Raw genomic sequence first — 22,912 nt, forward strand, 5'->3', positions numbered from 1 at the left:
TGTTCGCCCCATGTTGATCGAGTAGCCCGCGCAGCGGGCGTATCGAGATCCACCATCGCCGAGAGGCGAGTCTGCAGACCGGACTGCTGACGGTGGTGGGTCTCGATACGCCCCTGCAGGGCTACTCGACCAGCATGGAGAGGCCCTGCGGGGCTACTGACCAGTATGGGGAGGCCCTGCGCCGGCTGCTCGACCAGCAGGGGGAGGCGGCTGCGCCGGCTGCTCGACCAGCAGGGGGAGGCGGCTACTCCGGCAGCGCGACCCCGACCGTCGTCCAGCCGGCGCGGACCGCCGCCTCGACCTCGGAGCCGGCGCCGAAGCGCTCGGCCGCCGCGGCCACGGTGAGGGCGGCGAAGCCCTCGAAGTCCGCCGTCGCCGTCAGCACGCCGCCGGTCAGCACGTCGTACCAGACCTGCCCCGCGCGCTCCCACGAGGGACCGCCGAGCTCGATCGCCGCCACCGCGAAGGCGCGGTTGGGGATGCCGGAGTTGATGTGCACGCCGCCGTTGTCGTCCTCGGTGTCGACGTAGTCGGCCATCGAGCCGGGCTGCGGGTCCTTGCCGAGCACGTCGTCGTCGTAGGCGGTGCCCGGCGCGATCATCGAGCGCAGCGCGGTGCCCTGCACCTCGTCGGTGAAGAGGCCCTCGCCGATCAGCCAGCTCGCGTCCGCCGCGCCCTGGCCGGCACCGAACTGCTCGAGCATCGCGCCGAAGACGTCCGAGATCGACTCGTTGAGCGCCCCCGACTGCCCCCGGTAGACGAGGTTCGCGGTGTACTCCGTGATCCCGTGCGCCAGCTCGTGGCCGATCACGCTCTGCGAGACCGTGAAGCGGCGGAAGACCTGCCCGTCGCCGTCGCCGAAGACCATTCGCGAGCCGTCCCAGAAGGCGTTGTCGTAGTCCTCGCCGAAGTGCACCGTGGCGTCCAGCGGCAGCCAGGCGTCGTCGATCGAGTCGCGGCCGAAGGCCTGCTGCAGGAAGTCGGACATCGCCCCGAGCCCGTCGTAGGCCTCGTCCGCCGCAGCGTCGCCGGTGGCGGGAGCGCCCTCGGTGCGCACGACGGTGCCGGGCAGGGTCTCGGTCGACTGCGCGTCCGAGATGGTCCGCTGCAGGGCGGCGACCCGCTCCGCGCGGGGGATCGGCGACGCGGTGGCGGTCGAGCGCCCGGGGGAGGGCTCGCCCGGCCGGACGCGACGGAAGGGCACGTCCTGCTCGAGGGAGCGGCTGGCCGCCCGCGCGGCCCGGGCGAACGCCGGGTCGTCGAGGCGGGCGATGCGGACGAGGAGATACGGCGGCACGACTGTTCTGCTCATGGCCCGATCCTCGCACCCACCCCCGACACGGTCGCGGGCTCGCTGCTCGCGGCCCGATGCGGTAGCGGGGCGCCGCGCGCTAGCCTGGCGAGCGACGAGCGGCATCCACGGACCGGGGCGCACCCGAGGACTTGAGGCGGACATGGGCATCATCACGCGGGGCTTCTTCGGCAAGCGCGAGCAGAACCCGGACATCCCGCCGGGCCAGTACCTGGAGAAGGGCTTCCCCGTCCTCTCGATCGGGCCGACCCCGAACATCCACGAATGGGCCTTCTCGATCGACGCCGGCCCCGCCGGAGTGCGCCGCTGGACGGCGGACGAGTTCGCCGCGCTGCCCCGCGAGGACATCCACACCGACCTCCACTGCGTCACGCGCTGGTCCAAGCTCGCCACCAACTGGCGCGGCGTCTCGGTCGACCTCCTGCTCGACGGCATCGAGAGTGACGCCGGCTTCGTGATGGCGCAGAGCTACGGCGGCTACACGACCAACCTGCCGCTCTCCGAGATCCGCGACGGCAAGGCCTGGATCGCGACCGAGTTCGAGGGCGCGCCGCTCGCGGCCGAGCACGGCGGACCCGCGCGGCTGCTCGTGCCGCACCTCTACCTCTGGAAGAGCGCGAAGTGGGTCCGCAGCCTCCGCCTGATGCCCGGCGACGAGCCCGGCTTCTGGGAGCAGAACGGCTACCACATGCACGGCGATCCCTGGAAGGAGGAGCGCTACTGGTGATCTGGACGGAGGCGGTGACCGAGTCGGTCCTGCCGCTCACTCCGACCTCACGCCTCATCGCGCTCCGCGTCCCCGGCTGGCCCGGGCACCTCGCCGGGCAGCACCTCGACGTGCGGCTGACCGCACCCGACGGCTACCAGGCGAGCCGCTCCTACTCCATCGGCGCGCCCTCCGACGGCGAGCGCGTCGAGCTGGCCGTCGAGCGCCTCGACGACGGCGAGGTCTCGCCGTACCTGGTCGAGGGGCTGGAGGCCGGCGACCGGCTCGAGGTGCGCGGTCCGATCGGCGGCTGGTTCGTCTGGCGTCCCGAGCAGACCGAGCCGGTGCAGCTGATCGCCGGCGGCAGCGGGCTGGTCCCGCTGATGGCGATGGCCCGCGAGCACGGCCGTGTCGGCAGCGCCGCCCCGATGCGCCTGCTCTACTCCGTGCGCTCCAGCGTCTTCGCCTACTACCGCGACGACCTGCGCGCACTCGGCGAGCTGCCCGCCGACCGCGGTGGCGTCGAGACCGAGCTCGTGTACACCCGCGTCGCCCCGCCCGATGCCGCCCGTCCCGCGGGTCGGCTCACGCCCGAGCTGCTGGCCGCGACGGCGATCCCCGCCTCCGAGGAGCCGACGGTCTACGTCTGCGGCCCCACCGCCTTCGTCGAGGCCGTCGCGACGGCCCTCGTCGCCCAGGGCCACGACCCCGCCCGCGTCCGCACCGAGCGCTTCGGCGGCCCGTAGCCCCTGCCCCCCTCCGCGAGATGCCACTTATGAGCGCGACACGCCGTGAAAAGCGTGCACAAGTGGCATCTCGCGGAGGGGAAGGAGCCGCGGCTACTCGAAGGAGACGGTGCGGTTCTCGCCGATGTCGGGCTGGCCGCCGGTGACGGCCGCCTTGGCGACCTTGAAGAGCACGACGGGGGCGGGGGAGTCGGTCACCCAGAGCTCGACGGTCTCGGCCGAGACGCGCAGCAGCGCGACGCTCGGGTCGTCCTTGCCGTCGGGGAACCAGGCCGAGATCGAGGGCGACCACAGCTCGTCCACCTTGGCGGGGTCGTGCACGACGGTCGCCGAGCCGGCCACCGACAGGTAGCCCTTCTTCGACTCGAACGCGACGTTGACGCTCGGGTTGGCGCGGATGTCGTCGACCTTCGCCGACGGGTCCTGGGTGAAGAACCAGAGGTCGCCGTCGAAGTCGACGTCCTGCGCGGCGAGCGGCCGGCTGACGAGCTGCCCGGTCTCGTTGACGGTGGTGAGGAGTCCGATCTTCGCGCTCTTCACGATCTCGGTGATCTGAGCGCGGTCGTCGTCCGTGGCGGGGGTGATGGTGGTGTCGGTCATGCTGCCGACGCTACGCGGAAGCACGGACGCCGCAAGGGGTGGCGAGTGCGTCGACCGCCTGGCTAGCGTCGAGGGATGGACACCACCACGTACACGGCCATGCTCGACAGCGGCGCGGAGCAGGAGAGCATCCGCCTCGAACTCATCGACGGCTCCCCGCAGCGCTCCCTCACCCGCCTCGCCGACATCGACGGCGAGGAGGTCGAGGTCGTCTGGGAGCTCGACGGCGAGATCGACGGCATGCACGTCTACCGCCCCGTCCGCGTCGAGGGACGCGACGACGACAGCGGCGAGGTCTCGGACGACCTGACCGACGGCAACGCCGCCGGCGCCTACGCGGGCGAGTAGCCCCTCGACCGCGTCGCACGCCCGTCCAGCGGGGTGCGGCGCGGTCGCCCCTCCCCGTCCCTCAGGCCACCGGGTGCAGCGCGTCGTAGCGCCGGAAGCCCGGGCTGAGCCGCAGCACCGCCGCCAGGATCAGGACGATCGCGAGGCCGCCGGCCAGCGGCGGCAGCCAGAGCAGCGCGAGCGAGGCGAGCAGTCCCGTGTAGAGGTCGCCGACCCGCGGTCCGCCCGTCACCACCACGATGAAGACGCCCTGCAGCCGCCCTCGCATGTTGTCGGGCACCGCGGTCTGCAGCATCGTCTGCCGGAAGATCGAGCTGACGTTGTCGGCCGCACCGGCTCCCGCGAGCGCGACCGAGGCCGCCGCGATCAGGCCGAGGTTCGGCTCCGAGGCGTCGTGCGCCGTCAGCTCCGCCACCAGCAGCACCGCGCCGAAGCCGACGATCAGCGCCCCGTAGGCCTGGATCGACCGCCCGATCGCAAGCCCCTGACTCCGCACCCCGGTCAGCCGCCCGGAGAAGACGCTGCTCAGCAGCGCCCCGACCGCGTACGCCGCGGTGAGGAAGCCGACGGTCACCGCCCCGCCGCCCAGCAGCAGCGCGGCCGCCGCCGGGAAGACGACCCGCGGCTGCCCGAACGTCATCGCCACGATGTCGACGAGGAAGGACAGCCGGATGTTCGGTGCCCCGCGCAAGAACCGCAGCCCGTAGCGCAGCGACTCCAGCCCCGGCCGCTGCCGCTCGCCCTCGGGCACCAGCGCCGGCAGCCCGGCGATGCCGAGGAACGCCGCGAGGAAGAGCACCACGTCGATCGTGTAGGTCACCGCGAAGCCGGAGGAGGCGACCAGCACGCCCGCGAGAGCCGGCCCGACCGTCACCTCCACGCCGCCCGCGATACCGCCGAGCGCCGCCGCCGCCGGCACCAGCTCGAGCCGCAGCAGCCGCGGCGCCACCGTCATCCGGGTCGCGCCGATGATGGTCGTCGCCACCGCGTTGACCGCCGTCAGCGCGTAGAGCGTCAGCGGAGTCTCCGCCCCGAACCAGGCGAGCGCCGCGATCGCCGCGGTCGAGCCCCAGGCGACGATCGCGGAGAGCAGCAGCACCAGCCGCCGGTCGAACGCGTCCGCGAGCATGCCGCCGTACAGCCCGGCGATCACGGTCGGCACCAGCGCCACCACGCCGACCATCGCGACGGCGAGCGTCGAGCCGGTCAGCTCGTAGATGTGCAGGCCGACTGCGACGATCGTCATCTGCCCGCCGATGCCCGAGATCACGTTGCCCGCCCAGAGGCGGGCGAAGGCGGGGGACTCGCGGAGGGGGGAGAGGTCGACGACGTGGCTGCGCCGGGGCGCGGAGGGGGGCTGGCTCACCCGCTCCATTCTCGTGCCTGCCCGCAGGGACTGTGCGGAGGCGATGGCGGTGGTGCAGCGCGGTGGTGCTGCGCGGCGGTGCTGCGCGGTCGTGCCGCGCGGCGATCGGCCGCACGGGGCCGTCAGGACGGAGCCCGTAGGGTGGGGAGCATGAGCACGTCATCCGACGGCGCGCCCCGACGCCCGCGCACCACCGCGTCGCGCGTCGCCGGCGCCGCCCCCGCGCGCCGCGCCGCCGCCCCCGCTCCGCGCACCCGGACCCGCACCGCGAGCTCGAGCGCCGCGGCCTCGGGGGGCCGCTTCGCCGCGCTCCGTCGTCGCTACGGCGCCGCGACGGCCTCGATCCTCCTCGCGATCGTCGTCGTCCCGATCGCGTTCTTCGTCTGGTACGCGATCATCTCGCTCGGCGCCTACCCGGGCGACCAGGCCGTCAGCGACCTGCTCGTCGGCGTCCTCTACACCGCGATCATCCACGCGCTCCTGCTCGCCGGCGTGCTGCTCGGCGTCTCCTCGATTCGCGCGCGACGCCGCGAGGGCCGTCCGGCGATCGCCGGCTGGATCGGCGTCGTGCTGAACGTGCTCGTCGTCCTCTTCTGGGAGCTGCTCGTCTCGCCGTGGCTCGTCGAGCTCTGGAACCGGGCCGTCGGCGCCTGACCCACCGGTCCCCGCCGGCCGGCAACCGATCCGCTCGACCACCGGCCCCTGCGCTCTGGTAGACTCCTCAGGTTGCCGTCCAACGGCCGCGGATCAAGAGAGCCCACGCATCAGGCGCCGGGCACCGCGCAACGAGAGAGAGGGGATCCCATTCATGGCACTCGAAGCAGACGTCAAGAAGGCGATCATCGAAGAGTACGCGACCCACCCCGGTGACACCGGATCCCCCGAGGTGCAGGTGGCCGTCCTGACCAAGCGGATCAAGGACCTCACCGAGCACCTCAAGGAGCACAAGCACGACCACCACTCGCGTCGTGGTCTGCTGCTGCTCGTGGGTCAGCGCCGTCGACTCCTCGGCTACCTGTCGGACGTGGACATCAGCCGCTACCGCTCGCTGATCGAGCGTCTCGGCCTGCGTCGATAGTCCCCTTCGCTCCTCCCCTCACCGGGTCGAGCGCGGGGTCTCGATGACACCGCGATCTTCTTCAGAACGGGCCGCTCTCCTCCGGGAGGGCGGCCCGTTCCGCGTTCCCGGGTCGGAGCACCGAGGGGCTCCGCTCAGTCCAGGCGCTCCGGTCGGTCGACCCCGCCCCAGGAGAAGCCGGCCGACGCCGCGAACCAGTCGGCCGCCGACCGCGCGAGCGCCGCGTCCTCCTCCGGCCGTCCGGGCAGCGCCAGGGCCTCGGCGAGACCGGGCAGGGTCCACCGGTCGTCGAGGGCCTTCGCCTGCGCCCGCTGCCAGGCGTCGGCGCAGGCGGGCTCGCCGGCGGCCCGGGTGATCGAGGGGCCCCCGGGGGCGGCGCCGTCCCGCACGAGCGCGAGCGCGCAGGTCAGCGCCGCCGTCCGCACGACGCTCCGCGGCGCCCGCGGCGGCTCGGTGGCGCGCACCTGGTCCTGCGCGCCGACGATCGCGGTCAGCGCGAGGAAGAGCCGCGTCGCCTCCTCGTCCGGTCGCGGCGCCAGCCGGCCCGGTCCCGCCGAGATCGCGGCGGACGCTCCCGGGGCGAGCACCAGTCCGTGCCCGATCCGCGCGGAGTAGGAGCTCAGCAGGCCGGTGACGCCGGCGTCCCGGCGGGGGTCGTCCTGGCCGACGACTCCGCGCACCGACGGATCGCTCAGCACCCAGACCACGGGGGTGCCGTTGTGGATTGTCAGACTCCGGTGGTCGTCGTCGACGCAGGCGAGCAGGTGCCCCGCCAGCGCCTCGCCCTCGCGGTCGAGCACCGAGGAGGAGGCGAGCAGCTCGCGAGGCTCGTCGCACGGGCCCGCGGACGCTCCCGCCGAGGAGGGCAGGGCGGCGAGGGGAGCGAGCGCGCCGAGCGCGAGAGCGAGCACCGCGATCGCGACGACGGAGGCCGCGCCCGCGCCGAGGAGCCGGCCGGGGGAGTCGCCGCGGACAGCGTCCCCGGGAAGGCCGCCCGGCCGCACTCGACCCCGCCGCACCCGATCGAGCGCGGACGCCACCGTGCCTCGACGCACCATGCGGGACTCCCTCTGCTCGGAGGCTAGACCCGGAACCGGCAGCTGACCAGGCCCTGAGCGCGACCGAAGCGGGGAGGGGCGGGAATTCCTTCGAGAATTCTCCGGTCCGGTGCATCCGCGGAGGCCCCTCGGCCGGAAGTAGTGGTGAAGGCCCTTCTCGAGAACCCACCGACCCGCCCGCGGGTCCCATCGTGAAAGAGGAACACCGTGACCACCTCCCGCCTCACCCACCGCCTGCTCGCCGGAGCGTGCCTCGGCACCCTCGCCGTCGCCGGTCTCGCCGCCGCCCCCGCGAGCGCGGCCGACGCCGACTCGGCCGACCTCTACGTGCTGCACGCGGTCCCCGACACCCCGGTCGACGTGTACGTCAACGGAGCACTGACGCTCGACGACTTCACGCCCGGCTCGCTGGCCGGACCGCTCGACCTGCCCACCGGCACCTACACCGTCGCGATCACCGCCGCGGACGCCGCCGACGCGAGCGCCCCGGTCATCGGCCCGGTCGACCTCGCGCTCGAGGCCGGCAAGAGCTACACCGTCGCCGCGCACCTCAAGCCCGACAACACCCCCACCGCGACGCTGTTCCCGAACGACATCTCGGCCACTGCGGCCGGAGAGGGACGCCTCACGGTCCGCCACATCGCCGCGGCGCCCGCCGTGGACATCCTCGCCGGCGGCTCGCCCGTGCTGACGAACGTGACCAACCCGAACGAGGGCATCCTCAACCTCGCTCCGGCCACGATCTCGACCGTGGTCGCCGCGACCGGGACCACCGCTCCGGTGATCGGGCCGGCCGACGTCCAGGTCCAGGAGGGCGTCAACACGATCGTCTACGCCTGGGGCAGCCTGGAGAAGGGCAACCTCGCCCTCGCGACGCAGACCATCGGCGGTCTGCACTCGTCGCCGTCCGGTGTCCCCGCCGGTGAGGCCGGCCTCGCCGCCGACAACCGCACCGACTCGGCCGCGGGCTGGTGGGGCGCTGCCGCGCTCGCCTCGCTCGCGCTGATCGGCGCCGCGCTGGTCGGCCGCCGCAAGGCCGTCGCCGGTCGCTGACCGACGCGGACGACCGCCGGTCGCTGACCGGCACCGAAGACCGCCGGTCCCCGACCGGCACCGAAGACCGCCGGCCCGGTGTGCCCCCGCACCCGGGCCGGCCGCCGACCACGACGAGAGGAGGACGTGATGAGCAGGATCCCCACCCGGCCGCGCGCTCTCCTCGTGGTCGGCGCGATCGCGGTCGGCTTCGGCCTCGGCGGCTGCTCGGCACAGGCGGTCGGGGTCGTGCCCGCCCCTGACGCGAGCCCGCTGATCCAGGCGTCGACGCCGGCCGCGATCCCCTCCAGCACTCCCGCTCCCGCCGCCGCCGTGCCGGACGTGCCGGTGGCCGACGCCCGGCTCGGCGCGACGCCCGCACCCGTCACGCTGCCGCCCACCCGGCTGGTCGTCGACGGCCTGCCGATCGACATGCCCGTGCAGCCGGTCGGCGTCGCCGACGACGGCACGATGGAGCTCGTCCCCGACACCGACGTGGCCGGCTGGTACCGCTACGGCCGCGGCCTCGACGCCACCGAGGGGACGACCGTGATCGCCGCACACGTCGACTCCCTCACCTACGGGCTCGGCCCGTTCGCCGAGCTGAAGAAGGCGCAGCCCGGCCAGCGCATAGGCCTGACGGGCGAGGACGGCGTCCAGCGCGTCTATACGGTGGACACCGTCGAGACCACGGAGAAGACCACGGTCGACCTCTCGAGCGTCTTCGTCCAGGACGGCGCCGCCCGGCTGGTCCTGATCACCTGCGGCGGCGACTTCGACTACGACACCCGCCACTACCTCAGCAACGTGGTCGTCACCGCGACCCCCTCGCCGTGACCGCCCGACGATGACTCCCGCCGGCCGCTTCCGTGCTCCCGCCGTGAGCGAGCCGTAGCATGAGCATCACCGCAGCGCCGCAGGCCGCAGAGCCACTCGCGACCGGGCCCCGCTGCCGCCCCCAGTCCAGGAGGACCCCCCTGAGCGACGCCCAGTCCCGCGAGCCCGACGACGAGGCCGCCGACGAGCGCGCCCTCGTCCAGCGCCTCGGCCTGCGCTTCGCGGCGGGGGAGGAGTCGGCGCTCGCCGAGGCCTACTCGCGCTGGTCCCCGCTCGTCTTCACCCTCGCCCTGCGCTCGCTCGGCGACCGCGGCGACGCCGAGGACGTGGTCCAGCGCGTCTTCGTCTCCGCCTGGACCGGGCGCGGCAGCTTCGACCCCGGCCGCGCGGCGCTCGGCGCCTGGCTGGTCGGGATCTCGCGCAAGCGCATCGCGGACGCCCACGAGAACCGCTCGCGCGAGCGCCGGCTCACCGCCGCACTGGTCGCGGTCGCCCCGGTGGACGAGGGCGAGCCCGCGGTCGACCTCGAGGAGCGAGTCCTGGTGGCCGACGAGCTCGCCCGCCTCGATCCGGTCCCGCGGCGGGTGATGAGCCTCGCCTTCTACGACGACCTGACCCACACCGAGATCGCCGAGCGGACCGGCCTGCCGCTCGGCACCGTCAAGAGCCACATCCGCCGCAGTCTCGACAGACTCCGCTCCCGATTGGAGGTGAGCAGCCCATGACGCATCTCGATCCCGACGAGCTCGCCCTCCTCGCCCTCGGCGAGGACTCCTCCGTCGACGCCGCCGCCCACCTCGAGGCGTGCCCCGAGTGCGCTCAGCAGCTGGTCGAGCTCGGCCACGCCGCCGGTCTCGGCCGGCAGAGCCGCTCGCTGACCCTCGAGGCGCCTCCGGCGGAGGTCTGGGACCGGATCCGCGGCGAGCTCGCGCTGGGGACCGCGGATGCGCCGATCGCCCCGGTCACCGCGCTCCCGGTGGGCCGCCACACGCCCTCGCACCGTCGACCGCGCGCTCGCCGGCTGCTCCCCGCGGCGCTCGCCGCCCTCGCGGCCCTGGCGATCGGCGTCGTCGGCGGCTTCTGGCTGCAGGCCTCGCAGGGCACCGACGCGGTCGTGGTCGCCCGCGCCGACCTCGCGGCCTTCCCCGATTGGCAGGGGGCGAGCGGCAGCGCCGAGCTCGAGGACGCCGACGGCGAGCGGCAGCTGGTCGTGCACCTCGACGCGGCCGGCGCGACCGACTCCTACCGCGAGGTCTGGCTGATCGCCGCCGACACCACCGGACTGGTGGGGCTCGGGGTGCTGGACGGCACGGACGGCCGCTTCACGGTCCCCGCCGACATCGACCTCGCCGAGTACTCGCTCGTCGACATCTCCGAGGAGCCCGACGACGGCGACCCGCAGCACTCCGGCGACTCGATCGTCCGCGGGCCGCTTCGCGAGGGCTGAGCGCCCGCCGGGCCGACCGGCCGAGGCGTCAGACCGCCCCGGTCCGCTCCGCCAGCAGCGCGGTGAGGGCCTGCACGGCCGCGGAGGGACGCTGCGCACTGCAGACCGACACCTCCCATACCAGTCCGGGCCAGTCGAGCTCGATCGCGGTCACCCCCTCCAGCGGCGCGATACCCGATCGGGGGACCACCGCGGGTCCCAGACCGGCCTGCACGAAGAGCGGGATCGCGGGCAGGTCGGCGACCTCGGTCGCGACCCGCCGCGTCGCTCCCGCCGCGCGGAAGGCCCGGTCCACGCTGACGCGGTTGCCGAAGCCGGACGGGGTGTCGATGAACGCCGCGCCCTCCAGGTCCGCGGGGGAGGGCCGCACCAGCCCCGCCAGCGGGTCCGCGCTGTCGACCAGCAGCACGTAGCGGTCGCGGACGACGGTCGTCACGGCGAGATCGTCCAGCTCGGCGACCGGCAGCGCGAGCAGCGCCACGTCGAGCCGGCCGCGGCGCAGGTCCTCCGCCAGCCCGGTCGATCCGCTCGGCGAGGTGCGCAGGAGCAGGTCCACCAGCGGATGCCGCCGCCGGAACGCACCGAGGACACCCGGCAGGTCGAGGATGTCGAGCGCCGAGAAGGTGCCGACCCGGACCCGGCCGCGGAGCCCCGCCGCGTCCTCCGCCGCGAGCGAGCGCATCCGGTCGACGCTGTCGATCGCCGCGCGGGCCGAGGGCAGCAGCGCCTCGCCGACGGCCGTCAGCGCCACGCGCCGCGTCGAGCGGGTGAACAGCGGCGCCCCCAGGTCCTGCTCGAGCGCGCGGACGGTCGCCGACAGCGTCGACTGCACCACGTAGAGGCGGGCGGCCGCGCGGGTGAAGCTGAGCTCCTCCGCGACGGCGACGAAGGCGGCGAGCTGACGATCGTCCATCCGTGAATCATGCAGGATCGTCGATCAATGCGTCCACGATCCTCCGTTGGACGTGGACGATCGGGAGGAGCAGTCTGGGCGCATGCCGACCTCCGGAACCCCCGCCGAGCGCACGACCGCCCGCACCGCCTCCTCCGCCTCACGCCGCCCCGAGCTCGGGCACCACCTCGGCTTCTGGGTGATCGCGGTCGCCTTCCTCTCCGTGATGGCCTTCTCGACGGTGCCGACCCCGCTCTACGCGATCTACCAGCAGCGCGACGGCTTCCCCGCCTTCGTGGTCACCGTGATCTTCGCGGCCTACGCCGTCGGAGTGGTGGCCAGCCTCTTCCTCGCCGGTCACGTCAGCGACTGGCTCGGCCGTCGGCGCATCCTGCTCGCCGCGATCCTCGTCGAGGTGCTGGCGAGCATCGTCTTCCTGCTCTGGCCGGACGTGCCGGGGCTGATCGTCGCCCGGCTGCTGACCGGCATCGGCGTCGGCGCGCTCACCGCGACCGCGACCGCGCACCTCTCCGAGCTCCGCGCGATCGCCCGGCCGGAGGAGGGACCCGGCGCCTCGCGCGCCGTCTCGACCCTCGTCAACGTCGGCGGCCTCGCCCTCGGCCCGCTGATCGGCGGCGTCCTCGCGGTGACCGTCGACCGCCCCCTCGTGGTGCCCTACGAGGTCTTCCTGGTGCTGCTCGTCGTGCTCGGCATCGCGGTCGCCCTGGTCCCCGAGACCGTCGAGCGCCGCGAGGAGCTGCCCGCCTACCGCCCGCAGCGGCTCGCCGTCCCCGCCGCCTCGCGCGGCACCTTCCTGTCGGCCGCGGTCGGCGCGTTCGCCGGCTTCGCCGTCTTCGGCCTCTTCACCTCGCTCGCGCCGACCTTCCTGGCCGGCCGCTTCGGCGAGACCTCGCACCTGCTGGCGGGCGTCGTCTCGTTCGGCGTCTTCGCGGCCGGAGCCGTCGCCCAGCTGACCGCCGCGCGACTGCCCGTCCGCCGCGCGCTGATCCTCTCGGCCACGGCCCTCACCGTCGGGCTCGTGCTCGTCGCCTGGGGCGCCGTCGCCGTGGTGCTGCCCGCCTTCATCGGCGGCGGCGTGATCGCCGGGGCCGGCGTCGGCCTGATCTTCCGCCTGGCGCTCGGGGTCGCCGGCTCGCTCGCCTCGGACGAGACCCGCGGCGAGGTCCTCGCCGGGATGTTCCTCGCCTCCTACGTCGGTCTCGCGGTCCCGGTCCTCCTGATCGGCGCGGCGCTCGCCGTCCTCCCCGCGGTCCCGGTGCTGGTCGGCTTCGTGGCGATCGTGCTCGCGCTGGTGCTGGTGGCCATCGCGCGGATGCTGCGCTCGGCCGTCTGAGGACGCCCGCCGCGGGAGGCGGGCGCGGCCCGCGACACGGGCGGCCCCGGCGCTCCATGATGGAGGCATGAAGCTCTTCTCGTTCGGCCGCTCCGACTCCGACCCCCTGCCCGCCGGCGACCGCGGCTCGGGCAAGCTCGACGACTACGACTACGAGCTGCGGCCCAAGTCCAAGCGCGGCGACACCTTACTCGGCATCGCCGACTCCCTGCCGCACCAGGACGAGCTGGCCCGCGTGCACGCCCTCGGCGAGGAGGAGATCACGGCGGTCATCCCGCGCCGCACGATCGAGGAGGAGCGCACCGACGCCCCGATGCCGGTCCGGCTCTTCGCGAACCACCGGCCGACCGACCTCGTGGGCTACGTCCCGCGCGGTCTGGAGAACGTGGTCGAGGCGGCGCTCGCCCGGCTCACCGAGGCCGGCAAGCAGCCGCGCATCCCCGCCCGCATCGTGAAGGGCAAGGGCGGTCTCCGGGTCCAGCTGCTGATGCACGAGACCCGTGGCTGACGACCGGGGGCCGCAGGGATCGTCGTCCCCGGCGGAGTTCTGGGGCAGCCCCGCCCCCGCCGGTCCGCCGCCCGGCTGGTACCCGGATCCCGCTCAGGTGAACACGCAGCGCTACTGGGACGGCCGGGCCTGGACCGGGCACCACGCTCCGCTCGCGCCCGCGGCACCCGCCGTCGGCAACGCCGCCGCGACCGCGTCTCTCGTCCTCGGGATCCTCGGGCTGCTCCTCACGCCGATCCCGCTGTTCATCGGCCTGCTGCTCGGCGGCCCGCTCGACGTGCTCGCCGTCGTCTTCGGCGTCGTCGGCCTCGTCAAGGGCGGCGCGCGGCGGGGCGCGGGCGTCACCCGCGCGGTGGTCGGACTCGTCCTCGGCGCCCTCATGCTCGCGGCGATCACCGTCGGGGCCGGCACGATCTGGTAGCCGTGCGGCGGTGCTCCCGGGGCGGAGCCGCGCGGCACTCCCGCGGTTCCTGGTCGATCGGGGCCCGCACTGATAGCATGAACCGGTTCCGAATCCGGAAGCGACCGCCGGTCGCCGTCGGGTTCGAACCACGGAGCAGGCCGGCAGGAAGCTGGTCCTCGGTGGTGGAGTCCCGGTTCGCGACATCACGCGCTGCTGCAGCGCAGTGGACGATGTCGGGCAGACCCGGAGCCCTTCTACTGGTGGCCAGCACGAACGCCCTCCACACGACGGCACGGCGCGAAGCCCTGCCGTGGGATCGCGTGCGATTCCTGACCGTCATGCCGCTCCGACGAACGCCGGCGCCCAGAGGGGTGCCGCTGCAGACGTTAAGGAGACAGACCTCTTGGAAGGTCCTGAAATCACATTCGCCGAAGCCGTTCTCGACAACGGCTCGTACGGCACCCGCACCGTCCGCTTCGAGACCGGCCGCCTCGCGCAGCAGGCTCAGGGCGCGGTCGCCGCGTACCTCGACGAGGACACCATGCTCCTCTCCGCCACCTCGGCGTCGAAGAACCCGAAGGACAACTTCGACTTCTTCCCGCTGACCGTCGACGTCGAGGAGCGCTCCTACGCCGCCGGCAAGATCCCCGGCTCGTTCTTCCGCCGCGAGGGCCGTCCCTCCACCGAGGCGATCCTGGTCTGCCGTCTGATCGACCGGCCGCTGCGCCCCTCGTTCGTCGAGGGCCTGCGCAACGAGGTCCAGATCGTCATCACGGTCCTCAGCATCGCCCCGGACGAGTTCTACGACGCCCTCGCGATCAACGCCGCGAGCGCCTCGACCCAGATCTCCGGCCTGCCCTTCTCGGGCCCGGTCGCCGGTGTGCGCCTCGCGCTCATGTCCGACGGCTCCGGCAACGACCAGTGGGTCGCCTTCCCCAAGGCCTCGCAGCTCGAGAACGCCGTCTTCGACCTCACCGTCGCCGGCCGCGTCGTCACCAACGAGGACGGCTCCTCGGACGTCGCCATCATGATGGTCGAGGCCGAGGCCACCGACGTCTCGTGGAACCTCATCAAGGCGGGCGCCACCAAGCCCGACGAGGCCGTCGTCGCCCAGGGCCTCGAGGCCGCCAAGCCCTTCCTCCGCGCGCTCGTCGAGGCGCAGTCGAAGCTGGCCGCCGAGACCGCGAAGCCGGTCAAGGACTACCCGGTCTTCCTGCCCTACGCGCAGGAGACCTACGACAACGTCGCCGAGCTCAGCTACGACGAGCTCGTCCGCGTCTACCAGATCGCCGACAAGGTCGAGCGTCAGGACGCCGACGACGCCCTCAAGGCGAAGGTCAAGGAGCAGATCGCCGAGCGCATCGCCTCCGGCCGCCTCTCCGCCGAGGCCTTCGCGCAGGTCGGCGCCGCGTACAAGTCCGTCACGAAGGTGGTCGTCCGCGGCCGCATCCTCCGCGACGGCGTCCGCATCGACGGCCGCGGCCTGGCCGACATCCGACCGCTCGACGCCGAGGTGCAGGTCATCCCGCGCGTCCACGGCTCGGCGATCTTCCAGCGCGGCGAGACCCAGATCCTGGGTGTCACCACGCTGAACATGCTCAAGATGGAGCAGCAGATCGACTCGCTGTCGCCCGTCACGAAGAAGCGCTACCTGCACCACTACAACTTCCCGCCCTACTCGACCGGTGAGACCGGCCGCGTCGGGTCGCCGAAGCGTCGCGAGATCGGGCACGGCTTCCTCGCCGAGCGCGCCCTCGTTCCGGTGCTGCCGAGCCGCGAGGAGTTCCCCTACGCGATCCGCCAGGTGTCCGAGGCGCTCAGCTCCAACGGCTCCACCTCGATGGGCTCCGTCTGCGCGTCGACCCTGTCGCTCCTCAACGCCGGTGTGCCGCTGCGCGCCCCGGTCGCGGGCATCGCGATGGGCCTCGTCTCCGACGTGGTCGACGGTCACACCCGCTACGCGGCGCTGACCGACATCCTGGGCGCCGAGGACGCGCTCGGCGACATGGACTTCAAGGTCGCCGGCACCTCCGAGTACGTCACGGCCATCCAGCTCGACACGAAGCTCGACGGCATCCCGTCGTCGGTCCTCGACGCCGCGCTCAAGCAGGCCAAGGACGCCCGCACCACGATCCTCGCGGTGCTCACGGCGGCCATCGACCAGCCCGACGAGATGGCCCCGACCGCGCCCCGCGTGATCTCGGTCCAGATCCCCGTCGACAAGATCGGCGAGCTGATCGGCCCCAAGGGCAAGACGATCAACGCGATCCAGGACGAGACCGGCGCCGACATCTCCATCGAGGAGGACGGCACCGTCTACATCGGCGCCGTCGACGGTCCGTCGGCCGAGGCCGCTCGTGCCCAGGTCAACGCCATCGCGAACCCGACCAACCCCGAGGTCGGCGAGCAGTTCCTCGGAACCGTCGTCAAGATCGCGACCTTCGGTGCGTTCGTCTCGCTCCTCCCCGGCAAGGACGGACTGCTGCACATCAGCGAGGTCCGCAAGCTCGCCGGTGGCAAGCGCGTCGAGAACGTCGAGGACGTCCTCGGAGTCGGCCAGAAGCTGCTCGTCTCGATCACCAAGATCGACGACCGCGGCAAGCTGTCCCTCGCGCCCGTCGTGGCCGAGGACGCCGAGGCGCCCGTCGAGGTCCCCGCCGAGAGCTGATCCCTCCCGCACGACCGACGCCCGTCCCACTCCGGTGGGGCGGGCGTCCGTCGTTCCCGGGCGGTGGCCGTCCCACTCCCGTGGGGCGGGGGTCCGTCGTTCCCGGGGGCGGTGGCCGTCCGGTCCGGCGTCGGGCCGTCCCTCGTTCCTGGGGTACGGTGGCGGGACCGTGCCGTCGCACCGCCCCGACCGGAGGACCCCGTGACCGACTCGACGCCCCCGGCCCTCGCGCCGGAGACGCCCCTTCCGCCCCGCCTCCTCGGAGCCACCGGTCTGCCCGTGCACCCGGTCGCCCTCGACGGCTCCGTCTTCGGCTGGGCCGCGAGCATCGACGAGACCACCGAGGTGCTCGACGCGTTCGCACAGCTCGGCGGCACCCTGATCTCGACCGCCGACCACTACGCCACCGGGCGCAGCGAGTACATGATCGGCCGCTGGCTCGAGCAGTCCACCCGGCGCGACGAGCTGCTCGTCGCCACCAAGGTCGGCCGCCACCCCGACGCCCCGGGCCTCGCGGCCGAGGACGTGCGGGTCGCGATCGAGGGCTGCCTCGAGCGGCTCGGCACCCGGATCGACCTGCTCTCCTTCGACAGCGAGGACCCGGAGGTCCCGATCGCCGAGAGCCTCGCCGCCGTCGCCCCGTTCATCGAGAACGGCTCGGTCGGCGCCCTCGGTGCGGCCCACTTCAGCGGAGCCGCCCTGGCCGAGGCGGAGGCGGCCGCCCGCGACCTCGGCCTGCCCGCGTTCACCGCGGTGATCGCCGAGTACAACCTGATGGAGCGCAAGCACTACGAGGCGGACGTCGCCCCCGAGGTGCTCCGCCAGGGTCTCGGCACCCTCGCCCGCCTGCCGCTCGCGAGCGGCTACCTCACCGGGCGGCTGCGCCACCGCTCCGACGAGCCGGAGTCGGTCATGTTCGAGGCCGCGCTCGACTACGTCGGCCGGCACGGCAACAAGGTGCTCGCGGCGCTCGACGAGGTCGCGGAGGCGCACGGCAGCAATCCCGGCACCGCCGCGCTCGCCTGGGTGCTCGCGCACCAGGAGGTCTCGGCCGTCATCGTGCGCGCCCGCGGCGCCGAGGAGCTGGCGTCGATCTTCGGAGCGGCCACGCTGCCGATCACCCGGAGCGAGATCGCCCAGCTCGACCGCGCCTCCGCCTGAGCGGCGGCTCCGCAGGTCGGCCGGCAGCACAGGCCGGGCCTGCGGTCAGCGACGCAGGATGCGCGCCTCCCACGGCCCGAGCGTCGACCCCGACGCGCCCGCGACGTTGCCCAGCACCGTCTCGGCTCCGGCCCACTCCTCGAGCAGCGCGACCTCGAGCGGCTCGCCGGAGACGTTGCCGACCACGAGCAGCTCGCTCGCCCCGGTGCGCGTGAAGGCGAAGAGCGTCGGATGCTCGGCCTCGAGCAGGGCGAAGCGGCCCAGCTGCACCGTCTCGTCCTCGTGCCGCAGCGCGATCAGCGCGCGGTAGTACTCGAAGACGGAGCGCTCCGCCGAGCGGTCGGCCGCGACGTTGACCTCGACGTGGTTCGGGTTGACCGGGATCCACGGCTCGCCGGTCGTGAAGCCGGCCTGCGGTCCGCCGTCCCACTGCACCGGCGTCCGCGCGTTGTCGCGGCTCTGCGCGCGCAGCCCGGCGAGCACCTGCTCCGGGTCCTCGCCGCGCTCCTCCACCGCCTCGGCGTAGTAGTTCAGCGACTCGACGTCGCGGAAGTCCTCGATGCCGGCGAACGGCACGTTGGTCATGCCGATCTCGTCGCCCTGGTAGATGTACGGCGTGCCGCGCTGCAGGTGCAGGAGCGTCGCCCAGAGCGTGGCCGACTCGTAGCGCCAGGCGCCGTCGTCGCCGAAGCGGGACACCAGCCGGGGCTGGTCGTGGTTGCCGAGGTAGAGGCTGTTCCAGCCGCGCTCGGCCAGTCCGTCCTGCCAGCGGGCGAGATTCGCTTTCAGGGCGACGAGATCGAGCGGGACCGGGTGGAACTTGTCGACGCCGTGGTCGATGCCGACGTGCTCGAACTGGAAGACCATGTCGAGCTCGCGCCGCTCCGGGTCGGTGACGAGCACCGCCTCCTCGAGCGTGACACCCGGCATCTCGCCGACCGTCATCAGAGCGCCCTCGCGCCCGGCGAAGACGGCCTCGTTCATCTCGCGGAGGTACTCGTGCAGCCGGGGGCCCACCCCGCCGACGATCCCGGAGCCGCCGCCCGGCCCGTCGATCTCGTCGACGTTCTTGGAGACCAGGTTGATGACGTCCATCCGGAAGCCGTCGACCCCGCGGTCGAGCCACCAGTTCATCATCGCGTGCACCGCGTGCCGGACCTCCGGGTTCTCCCAGTTGAGGTCGGGCTGCTGCACCGCGAAGAGGTGCAGGAAGTACTCGTCGGTCGCCGGATCGAGGGTCCAGGCCGGGCCGGAGAAGTAGGAGCGCCAGCCGTTGGGCTCGGCGACGTCGAGGCTCGCGGCGGCGGTGGCCTCGAGCTCGGCGTCCGGCGCGAGCGCCGCCTCAGGAGCGGCGTTCTCGCGCCCCTGACGCCACCAGTACCAGTCGCGCTTCGCGTCCTCCTGCGAGGAGCGCGACTGCACGAACCAGGCGTGCTCGTCGCTGGTGTGGTTCACCACGAGGTCCATCACCAGCTTGATCCCGCGCTCGTGAGCCTCGGCGAGGAGCAGATCGAACTCCTCGAGCGAGCCGAACAGCGGGTCGATGTCCTGGTAGTCCGAGATGTCGTAGCCGTTGTCGTGCTGCGGCGAGGGGTACACCGGCGACAGCCAGACGACGTCCACGCCGAGGTCGGCGAGGTGGTCGAGATGCGCGCGGATGCCGCCGAGGTCGCCGAACCCGTCGCCGTTCGAGTCGGCGAACGAGCGGGGGTAGATCTGGTAGACGACCGCGCTCGTCCACCAGGGCGTCGCGGGGGTCGGGGTGAGGGGCTCCATGGCCCGAATCTAGCCGCCACCACCGACGCCGGCGGGGTCGCCGCACCGTCTCCGGCCGCCCTCGCGAGACCGCCGGAGAACACCGTGTAACGATCGGGTTAAGCGTTCCCGGGCGCCCCGCGAGGCACCCGCCGCGCTCGGATACCCTCGGTCCCGGCGGACCCGACCGCCGCGGGGGAGTGGGCGAGTGGCGAGGGTGAAGTCCGGCTCTGCCGCGCGGGCGATGCGCGGCACCGCGGCGCATCCGCCCCTCGCGGACAGCGGGCCCGTCGTGGCCCCCGCCGCCCTCCGGCGCTCTCTCGGCGACACGGCCGAGGCCCTCTTCCCGCTCGTCCTCGACGCCGCAGCCCTCGCGCGGCGCGAGGACGGCGGCCCCGAGCTGCTCGAGCGCTTCGCGGCCTGGGGCGGCGACGGCTTCGTCGTCGCGGACACCGCCGGATCCGCGACGGGGGAGGAGCGGGTCGGCGCCTGGCTCGCCGGCCACCGCGACCGCGATCGGTTCCGGCTGCTCGGCCGCTTCGGCGGCTCCCCGTCCGCCGTCGCCTCCCCGCGCGCCCTGGTGACCCGGGTGGAGGAGACACTGCGACGCCTCGGAGTCGAACGACTCGACGTCCTCGCAGTCCGCCCCGACGGCGCCGGTCGCCTCGACCAGCTGCTCAGCGCCGTCGAGGTCCTGCTCGCCCGCGGTCTCGTCGGCACCGCCGTCGCCTCGGGGTTCGCCGCCGAGGAGCTCTTCGAGGCGCGCGTGCTCGCCGGCCACGGCCACCCGCGGTTCGCCGGCGTCGAACTGCCCTACAGCCTGCTCGACAGCACCCGGGCGGACGGCGACCTCGGTCTGGTCGCGGCCGGCCAGGGTCTCTCGCTGCTCTGCACGGCGCCGCTCGCGCACGGCTTCCTCGACGGCGTCGAGCGCGGGCGGAGGCAGCTCGGCCGGCTCCCCGACGGCGTCCTCGCCGCTGCCCACGTCGGGCGGCGCGGGCGACGCGTGCTGGTCGCCCTCGACGCCATCGGCGCCGAGCTCTCCGCCACCCCGGCCGCCGTCGCACTGGCCTGGCTGCTCTCCCGGCCGGGAGTGGTCGCGGCTGCGGTCGCCCCGCGCTCTCCGGCCGACGTCGACGCGGTGGTGCGCGCCGTCTCGCTCGAGCTCGACGCCGGGCACCTGGCGGCCCTGGAGCGCGCCCGCCGCTGACGGGTCGCAGGGATCACCCGGTGCAGGTGGCCTAGGCTGTGCCGGATGAACCACGGTGTCGCACTCCCTCTCGAACAGCCGGAGACGACCATCGGGGCCGCCGGCGGCTCGCTCGTCCGCCGGACCGTCCTCTCGAGCGGTGTCCGCATCCTCAGCGAGGCGATGCCCGGGGCCCGCAGCGCGACGATCGGCTTCTGGGTCGCGGCCGGCTCGCGCGACGAGGCGCCTGCCCTGCCCGCGGTCGACGGCCGTCCCGCCGTGCCGTCCAACTTCGGCTCCACGCACTTCCTCGAGCACCTGCTCTTCAAGGGCACGGGCACCCGGTCGGCGCTCGACATCGCGGTCGCCTTCGACTCGGTCGGCGGCGAGCACAACGCGCTGACCGCCAAGGAGTACACCTGCTACTACGCCAAGGTGCAGGACCGCGATCTGCCGATGGCGGTCGAGGTCATCGGCGACATGGTCACCTCGAGCCTGCTCGACCCGGCCGAATTCGAGACCGAGCGGGGCGTCATCCTCGAGGAGCTCGCGATGGCCGACGACGACCCGGCCGACGTCGCCAGCGAGCGGCTCTTCGAGGCCGTCTTCGGCGACCACCCGCTCGGGCGCCCGATCGGCGGCACCCCCGCGATCATCGGCGAGGCCACCCGCGACGCCGTCTGGGCGCACTACCGCGCCGCCTACCGCCCGCGCGACCTCGTCGTCACGGTCGCGGGAGCGGTCGACCACGAGGTGCTCGTCGCCCAGCTCGAGCGTGTCCTCGCCGCCGACGGCTGGGATCTCAGCACGCCGGCCGCGCCGGTCGAGCGCCGGGTCGGCGGCTCGGCCGTCTTCACCCGCGGCACCGCCCTCTCGATCACGCACCGCCCGACCGAGCAGGCGAACCTGCTGATCGGCTTCCCCGGCCTGGCCGCCGCGGACGACCGGCGGATGACGATGGGCGTGCTGAACTCGATCCTCGGCGGCGGCATGTCCTCGCGCCTCTTCCAGGAGGTGCGCGAGAAGCGCGGCCTGGCCTACTCCGTCTACTCGTTCGCCCCGTCCTACTCCGACGCGGGCCTCTTCGGCCTCTACGCGGCCTGCACGCCGTCGAAGGCGGGTACCGTCGCCGAGCTGCTGCTGGCCGAGTTCACCCGGCTCGCCGAGCACGGCGTCACCGCCGACGAGCTCGCCCGCGCCCGCGGCCAGCTCTCCGGCGCGGCGGCGCTCGCGCTGGAGGACTCGGACACCCGGATGTCGCGGCTCGGCCGCTCCGAGCTGACCTTCGGCGAGTTCGTCGACCTCGACGAGAGCCTGCGCCGACTCGCCCTCGTCGGCGCGGAGGACGTCCAGGCACTCGCGGCAGACTTGGCCCGGGGGCCGTCGTCGATCTCGGCCGTCGGAGCGGTCGACGAGTCGACCTTCGCCGGCATCGCCGAGATCGAGACCACTCCCGCGGCCTGATCCGCTCTGAGAACACCCGCTGACCGCGCACCGTCGCGCCGCACCAGGGAGGACCTCCGTGTCCCACTACATCTACCTCGTCCGCCACGGCGAGCAGCAGGACGCCGAGCACGGCATGCCCGACGGGCCACTGTCGGCCCGTGGCGAGCGCCAGGCCCGGCTGATCGCCGAGCGGCTCGGCGGCGTCCCCTTCACCGGGGCGTGGCACTCGCCGCTGCGCCGGGCGGAGGAGACCGCCGCACGCTTCCAGGCGGTCCTGCCCGGGCTGTCGATCGAGCCGTCCTCGCTGCTGTTCGACTGCATCCCCTCCGGCCCGACGCCGGACATGCCGCGCGCCTTCGAGCCGTTCTTCGGCAGCGTCACCCCGGCCGAGATCGACGCCGGGCACGCGCAGATGCAGGACGCCGTGGCCGAGTTCCTCGCCCCGTCCCGCGAGGACCGCCACGACCTGCTCATCACGCACAACTTCGTCATCGGCTGGTTCGTCCGGCACGTCTTCGACGCCCCGGACTGGCGCTGGCTGGGCGTCAACCAGGCGAACTGCGGCCTGACGATAATCCGCGTCCGCTCCCGCAAGCCCCCGGTCCTCGTCGTCCACAACGACCTCGCCCACCTCCCCGTCGAGCTGCGCACCGGCCTCCCCGAGGCCCAGTCCTACTGACATCGCCTCCATGCTGATCGAGTAGCCCGCGCAGCGGGCGTATCGAGATCCACCAGCGTCAGAGCAGTAGCCTGCAGACCCGCCGTGCCGGCGACGGTGGGTCTCGATACGCCCCTGCGGGGCTACTCGACCAGCAGGGAAAGAGGCCCCTCCGGGGCTACTCGACCAGCAGGGGAAGAGGCCCCTCTGGGACTGCCCGACCAGCCGGGGTCGCGCTGCATGCTGATCGAGTAGCCCGCGCAGCGGGCGTATCGGTGATTGCCTTGGTGTGTCGCGGGGTTCTGACTCGTCTGCGTATCTGACGCCTGGCAGGGCTGTCTGGATCTC

The 22,912-nt window shown here is 73.5% G+C and carries 23 protein-coding genes; 17 read left to right on the top strand and 6 right to left on the bottom strand.

Annotated features, from left to right (window positions below):
• Nucleotides 1-244 precede the first annotated feature (244 nt).
• Nucleotides 245-1,312, bottom strand: a complete 1,068-nt coding sequence (locus EDF17_RS17920; RefSeq protein WP_123447902.1) for a M4 family metallopeptidase — start codon at nucleotides 1,310-1,312, stop codon at nucleotides 245-247.
• Between the two features lie 142 nt (nucleotides 1,313-1,454).
• On the opposite strand from EDF17_RS17920, the gene EDF17_RS17925 reads away from it, so the two are divergent.
• Together EDF17_RS17925 and EDF17_RS17930 are read left to right on the top strand one after the other, a co-directional pair.
• A complete protein-coding gene (locus EDF17_RS17925) occupies nucleotides 1,455-2,039 on the top strand; it encodes a molybdopterin-dependent oxidoreductase (RefSeq protein ID WP_123447901.1) in 585 nt (194 codons plus the stop codon).
• The gene (locus tag EDF17_RS17930; protein WP_243598642.1) at nucleotides 2,036-2,764 is read left to right on the top strand and encodes a ferredoxin reductase; all 729 of its coding nucleotides are present in this window, start codon (nucleotides 2,036-2,038) and stop codon (nucleotides 2,762-2,764) included. The genes EDF17_RS17925 and EDF17_RS17930 overlap by 4 nt, the downstream gene beginning before the upstream one ends.
• Nucleotides 2,765-2,857: 93 nt before the next feature.
• On the opposite strand, the gene EDF17_RS17935 is transcribed toward EDF17_RS17930, so the two are convergent.
• On the bottom strand, nucleotides 2,858-3,364 hold the full coding sequence (locus EDF17_RS17935; RefSeq protein WP_123447900.1) for a pyridoxamine 5'-phosphate oxidase family protein: 507 nt from the start codon (nucleotides 3,362-3,364) through the stop codon (nucleotides 2,858-2,860).
• Nucleotides 3,365-3,439: 75 nt separating this feature from the next.
• On the opposite strand from EDF17_RS17935, the gene EDF17_RS17940 reads away from it, so the two are divergent.
• Entirely contained in the window at nucleotides 3,440-3,712 is a 273-nt protein-coding gene (locus tag EDF17_RS17940) for a hypothetical protein (protein ID WP_123447899.1), read from the top strand.
• A gap of 61 nt (nucleotides 3,713-3,773) precedes the next feature.
• On the opposite strand, the gene EDF17_RS17945 is transcribed toward EDF17_RS17940, so the two are convergent.
• Nucleotides 3,774-5,078: an MFS transporter gene (locus EDF17_RS17945; protein ID WP_243732961.1), complete on the bottom strand. Its 1,305-nt coding sequence runs from the start codon at nucleotides 5,076-5,078 to the stop codon at nucleotides 3,774-3,776.
• A 150-nt stretch (nucleotides 5,079-5,228) separates the two neighbouring features.
• Between EDF17_RS17945 and EDF17_RS17950 the strand changes: the two genes are divergently transcribed.
• Nucleotides 5,229-5,732: a hypothetical protein gene (locus tag EDF17_RS17950; RefSeq protein WP_123447897.1), complete on the top strand. Its 504-nt coding sequence runs from the start codon at nucleotides 5,229-5,231 to the stop codon at nucleotides 5,730-5,732.
• A gap of 154 nt (nucleotides 5,733-5,886) precedes the next feature.
• Complete coding sequence (rpsO, locus tag EDF17_RS17955; RefSeq protein ID WP_123447896.1) at nucleotides 5,887-6,156, top strand: 30S ribosomal protein S15; 270 nt, start codon at nucleotides 5,887-5,889, stop codon at nucleotides 6,154-6,156.
• A gap of 134 nt (nucleotides 6,157-6,290) precedes the next feature.
• On the opposite strand, the gene EDF17_RS17960 is transcribed toward rpsO, so the two are convergent.
• The gene (locus tag EDF17_RS17960; RefSeq protein ID WP_133672146.1) at nucleotides 6,291-7,214 is read right to left on the bottom strand and encodes a hypothetical protein; all 924 of its coding nucleotides are present in this window, start codon (nucleotides 7,212-7,214) and stop codon (nucleotides 6,291-6,293) included.
• Nucleotides 7,215-7,421: 207 nt separating this feature from the next.
• Between EDF17_RS17960 and EDF17_RS17965 the strand changes: the two genes are divergently transcribed.
• From EDF17_RS17965 to EDF17_RS17980, 4 genes are all read left to right on the top strand, one after another.
• Nucleotides 7,422-8,267, top strand: coding sequence for a DUF4397 domain-containing protein (locus EDF17_RS17965; RefSeq protein ID WP_123447894.1), 846 nt, complete (start codon nucleotides 7,422-7,424; stop codon nucleotides 8,265-8,267).
• 129 nt (nucleotides 8,268-8,396) lie between these two features.
• Nucleotides 8,397-9,083, top strand: coding sequence for a class F sortase (locus tag EDF17_RS17970; RefSeq protein ID WP_123447893.1), 687 nt, complete (start codon nucleotides 8,397-8,399; stop codon nucleotides 9,081-9,083).
• Nucleotides 9,084-9,142: 59 nt separating this feature from the next.
• Nucleotides 9,143-9,808: a sigma-70 family RNA polymerase sigma factor gene (locus tag EDF17_RS17975; protein ID WP_123447892.1), complete on the top strand. Its 666-nt coding sequence runs from the start codon at nucleotides 9,143-9,145 to the stop codon at nucleotides 9,806-9,808.
• Nucleotides 9,805-10,530 (top strand): anti-sigma factor, encoded by a 726-nt coding sequence (locus EDF17_RS17980; RefSeq protein ID WP_123447891.1) that lies wholly within the window; start codon nucleotides 9,805-9,807, stop codon nucleotides 10,528-10,530. The genes EDF17_RS17975 and EDF17_RS17980 overlap by 4 nt, the downstream gene beginning before the upstream one ends.
• A 28-nt stretch (nucleotides 10,531-10,558) precedes the next feature.
• On the opposite strand, the gene EDF17_RS17985 is transcribed toward EDF17_RS17980, so the two are convergent.
• Complete coding sequence (locus EDF17_RS17985) at nucleotides 10,559-11,443, bottom strand: LysR family transcriptional regulator (protein ID WP_123447890.1); 885 nt, start codon at nucleotides 11,441-11,443, stop codon at nucleotides 10,559-10,561.
• A gap of 82 nt (nucleotides 11,444-11,525) precedes the next feature.
• On the opposite strand from EDF17_RS17985, the gene EDF17_RS17990 reads away from it, so the two are divergent.
• From EDF17_RS17990 to EDF17_RS18010, 5 genes are all read left to right on the top strand, one after another.
• A complete protein-coding gene (locus EDF17_RS17990; protein ID WP_123447889.1) occupies nucleotides 11,526-12,776 on the top strand; it encodes an MFS transporter in 1,251 nt (416 codons plus the stop codon).
• A 67-nt stretch (nucleotides 12,777-12,843) separates the two neighbouring features.
• Nucleotides 12,844-13,284, top strand: coding sequence for a hypothetical protein (locus tag EDF17_RS17995; RefSeq protein ID WP_123447888.1), 441 nt, complete (start codon nucleotides 12,844-12,846; stop codon nucleotides 13,282-13,284).
• Complete coding sequence (locus tag EDF17_RS20185; protein ID WP_123447887.1) at nucleotides 13,277-13,705, top strand: DUF2510 domain-containing protein; 429 nt, start codon at nucleotides 13,277-13,279, stop codon at nucleotides 13,703-13,705. The genes EDF17_RS17995 and EDF17_RS20185 overlap by 8 nt, the downstream gene beginning before the upstream one ends.
• A 385-nt stretch (nucleotides 13,706-14,090) precedes the next feature.
• Nucleotides 14,091-16,355, top strand: coding sequence for a polyribonucleotide nucleotidyltransferase (locus tag EDF17_RS18005; RefSeq protein WP_123447886.1), 2,265 nt, complete (start codon nucleotides 14,091-14,093; stop codon nucleotides 16,353-16,355).
• Between the two features lie 201 nt (nucleotides 16,356-16,556).
• Nucleotides 16,557-17,516, top strand: a complete 960-nt coding sequence (locus tag EDF17_RS18010) for an aldo/keto reductase (RefSeq protein ID WP_166649736.1) — start codon at nucleotides 16,557-16,559, stop codon at nucleotides 17,514-17,516.
• A gap of 45 nt (nucleotides 17,517-17,561) precedes the next feature.
• On the opposite strand, the gene EDF17_RS18015 is transcribed toward EDF17_RS18010, so the two are convergent.
• Nucleotides 17,562-19,292: an alpha-glucosidase gene (locus tag EDF17_RS18015; protein ID WP_123447884.1), complete on the bottom strand. Its 1,731-nt coding sequence runs from the start codon at nucleotides 19,290-19,292 to the stop codon at nucleotides 17,562-17,564.
• Between the two features lie 196 nt (nucleotides 19,293-19,488).
• Here EDF17_RS18015 and EDF17_RS18020 point away from each other — a divergent pair, with 196 nt between their 5' ends.
• From EDF17_RS18020 to EDF17_RS18030, 3 genes are read left to right on the top strand one after another with little or no spacing between them, the layout of a single operon-like run.
• Complete coding sequence (locus EDF17_RS18020) at nucleotides 19,489-20,481, top strand: aldo/keto reductase (RefSeq protein ID WP_133672148.1); 993 nt, start codon at nucleotides 19,489-19,491, stop codon at nucleotides 20,479-20,481.
• 45 nt (nucleotides 20,482-20,526) lie between these two features.
• Nucleotides 20,527-21,924: a pitrilysin family protein gene (locus tag EDF17_RS18025; RefSeq protein WP_123447882.1), complete on the top strand. Its 1,398-nt coding sequence runs from the start codon at nucleotides 20,527-20,529 to the stop codon at nucleotides 21,922-21,924.
• Nucleotides 21,925-21,982: 58 nt separating this feature from the next.
• On the top strand, nucleotides 21,983-22,585 hold the full coding sequence (locus EDF17_RS18030; RefSeq protein ID WP_123447881.1) for a histidine phosphatase family protein: 603 nt from the start codon (nucleotides 21,983-21,985) through the stop codon (nucleotides 22,583-22,585).
• Nucleotides 22,586-22,912 lie beyond the last annotated feature (327 nt).

Origin of the sequence: Rathayibacter sp. PhB1 (assembly GCF_004362935.1) — a bacterium.
GTDB lineage: Bacteria > Actinomycetota > Actinomycetes > Actinomycetales > Microbacteriaceae > Rathayibacter > Rathayibacter festucae.

What these genes read in the sequence shown, in the direction of transcription:
- EDF17_RS17995 (WP_123447888.1), top strand. Translation starts at nt 12,844, where the DNA reads ATGAAGCTCTTCTCGTTCGGCCGCTCCGACTCCGACCCCCTGCCCGCC.
- EDF17_RS17920 (WP_123447902.1), bottom strand. Translation starts at nt 1,312, where the DNA reads ATGAGCAGAACAGTCGTGCCGCCGTATCTCCTCGTCCGCATCGCCCGC.
- EDF17_RS17990 (WP_123447889.1), top strand. Translation starts at nt 11,526, where the DNA reads ATGCCGACCTCCGGAACCCCCGCCGAGCGCACGACCGCCCGCACCGCC.
- rpsO (WP_123447896.1), top strand. Translation starts at nt 5,887, where the DNA reads ATGGCACTCGAAGCAGACGTCAAGAAGGCGATCATCGAAGAGTACGCG.
- EDF17_RS17950 (WP_123447897.1), top strand. Translation starts at nt 5,229, where the DNA reads ATGAGCACGTCATCCGACGGCGCGCCCCGACGCCCGCGCACCACCGCG.
- EDF17_RS17960 (WP_133672146.1), bottom strand. Translation starts at nt 7,214, where the DNA reads ATGGTGCGTCGAGGCACGGTGGCGTCCGCGCTCGATCGGGTGCGGCGG.
- EDF17_RS17970 (WP_123447893.1), top strand. Translation starts at nt 8,397, where the DNA reads ATGAGCAGGATCCCCACCCGGCCGCGCGCTCTCCTCGTGGTCGGCGCG.
- EDF17_RS17980 (WP_123447891.1), top strand. Translation starts at nt 9,805, where the DNA reads ATGACGCATCTCGATCCCGACGAGCTCGCCCTCCTCGCCCTCGGCGAG.
- EDF17_RS17925 (WP_123447901.1), top strand. Translation starts at nt 1,455, where the DNA reads ATGGGCATCATCACGCGGGGCTTCTTCGGCAAGCGCGAGCAGAACCCG.
- EDF17_RS17975 (WP_123447892.1), top strand. Translation starts at nt 9,143, where the DNA reads ATGAGCATCACCGCAGCGCCGCAGGCCGCAGAGCCACTCGCGACCGGG.
- EDF17_RS17935 (WP_123447900.1), bottom strand. Translation starts at nt 3,364, where the DNA reads ATGACCGACACCACCATCACCCCCGCCACGGACGACGACCGCGCTCAG.
- EDF17_RS18025 (WP_123447882.1), top strand. Translation starts at nt 20,527, where the DNA reads ATGAACCACGGTGTCGCACTCCCTCTCGAACAGCCGGAGACGACCATC.
- EDF17_RS17985 (WP_123447890.1), bottom strand. Translation starts at nt 11,443, where the DNA reads ATGGACGATCGTCAGCTCGCCGCCTTCGTCGCCGTCGCGGAGGAGCTC.
- EDF17_RS18015 (WP_123447884.1), bottom strand. Translation starts at nt 19,292, where the DNA reads ATGGAGCCCCTCACCCCGACCCCCGCGACGCCCTGGTGGACGAGCGCG.
- EDF17_RS17940 (WP_123447899.1), top strand. Translation starts at nt 3,440, where the DNA reads ATGGACACCACCACGTACACGGCCATGCTCGACAGCGGCGCGGAGCAG.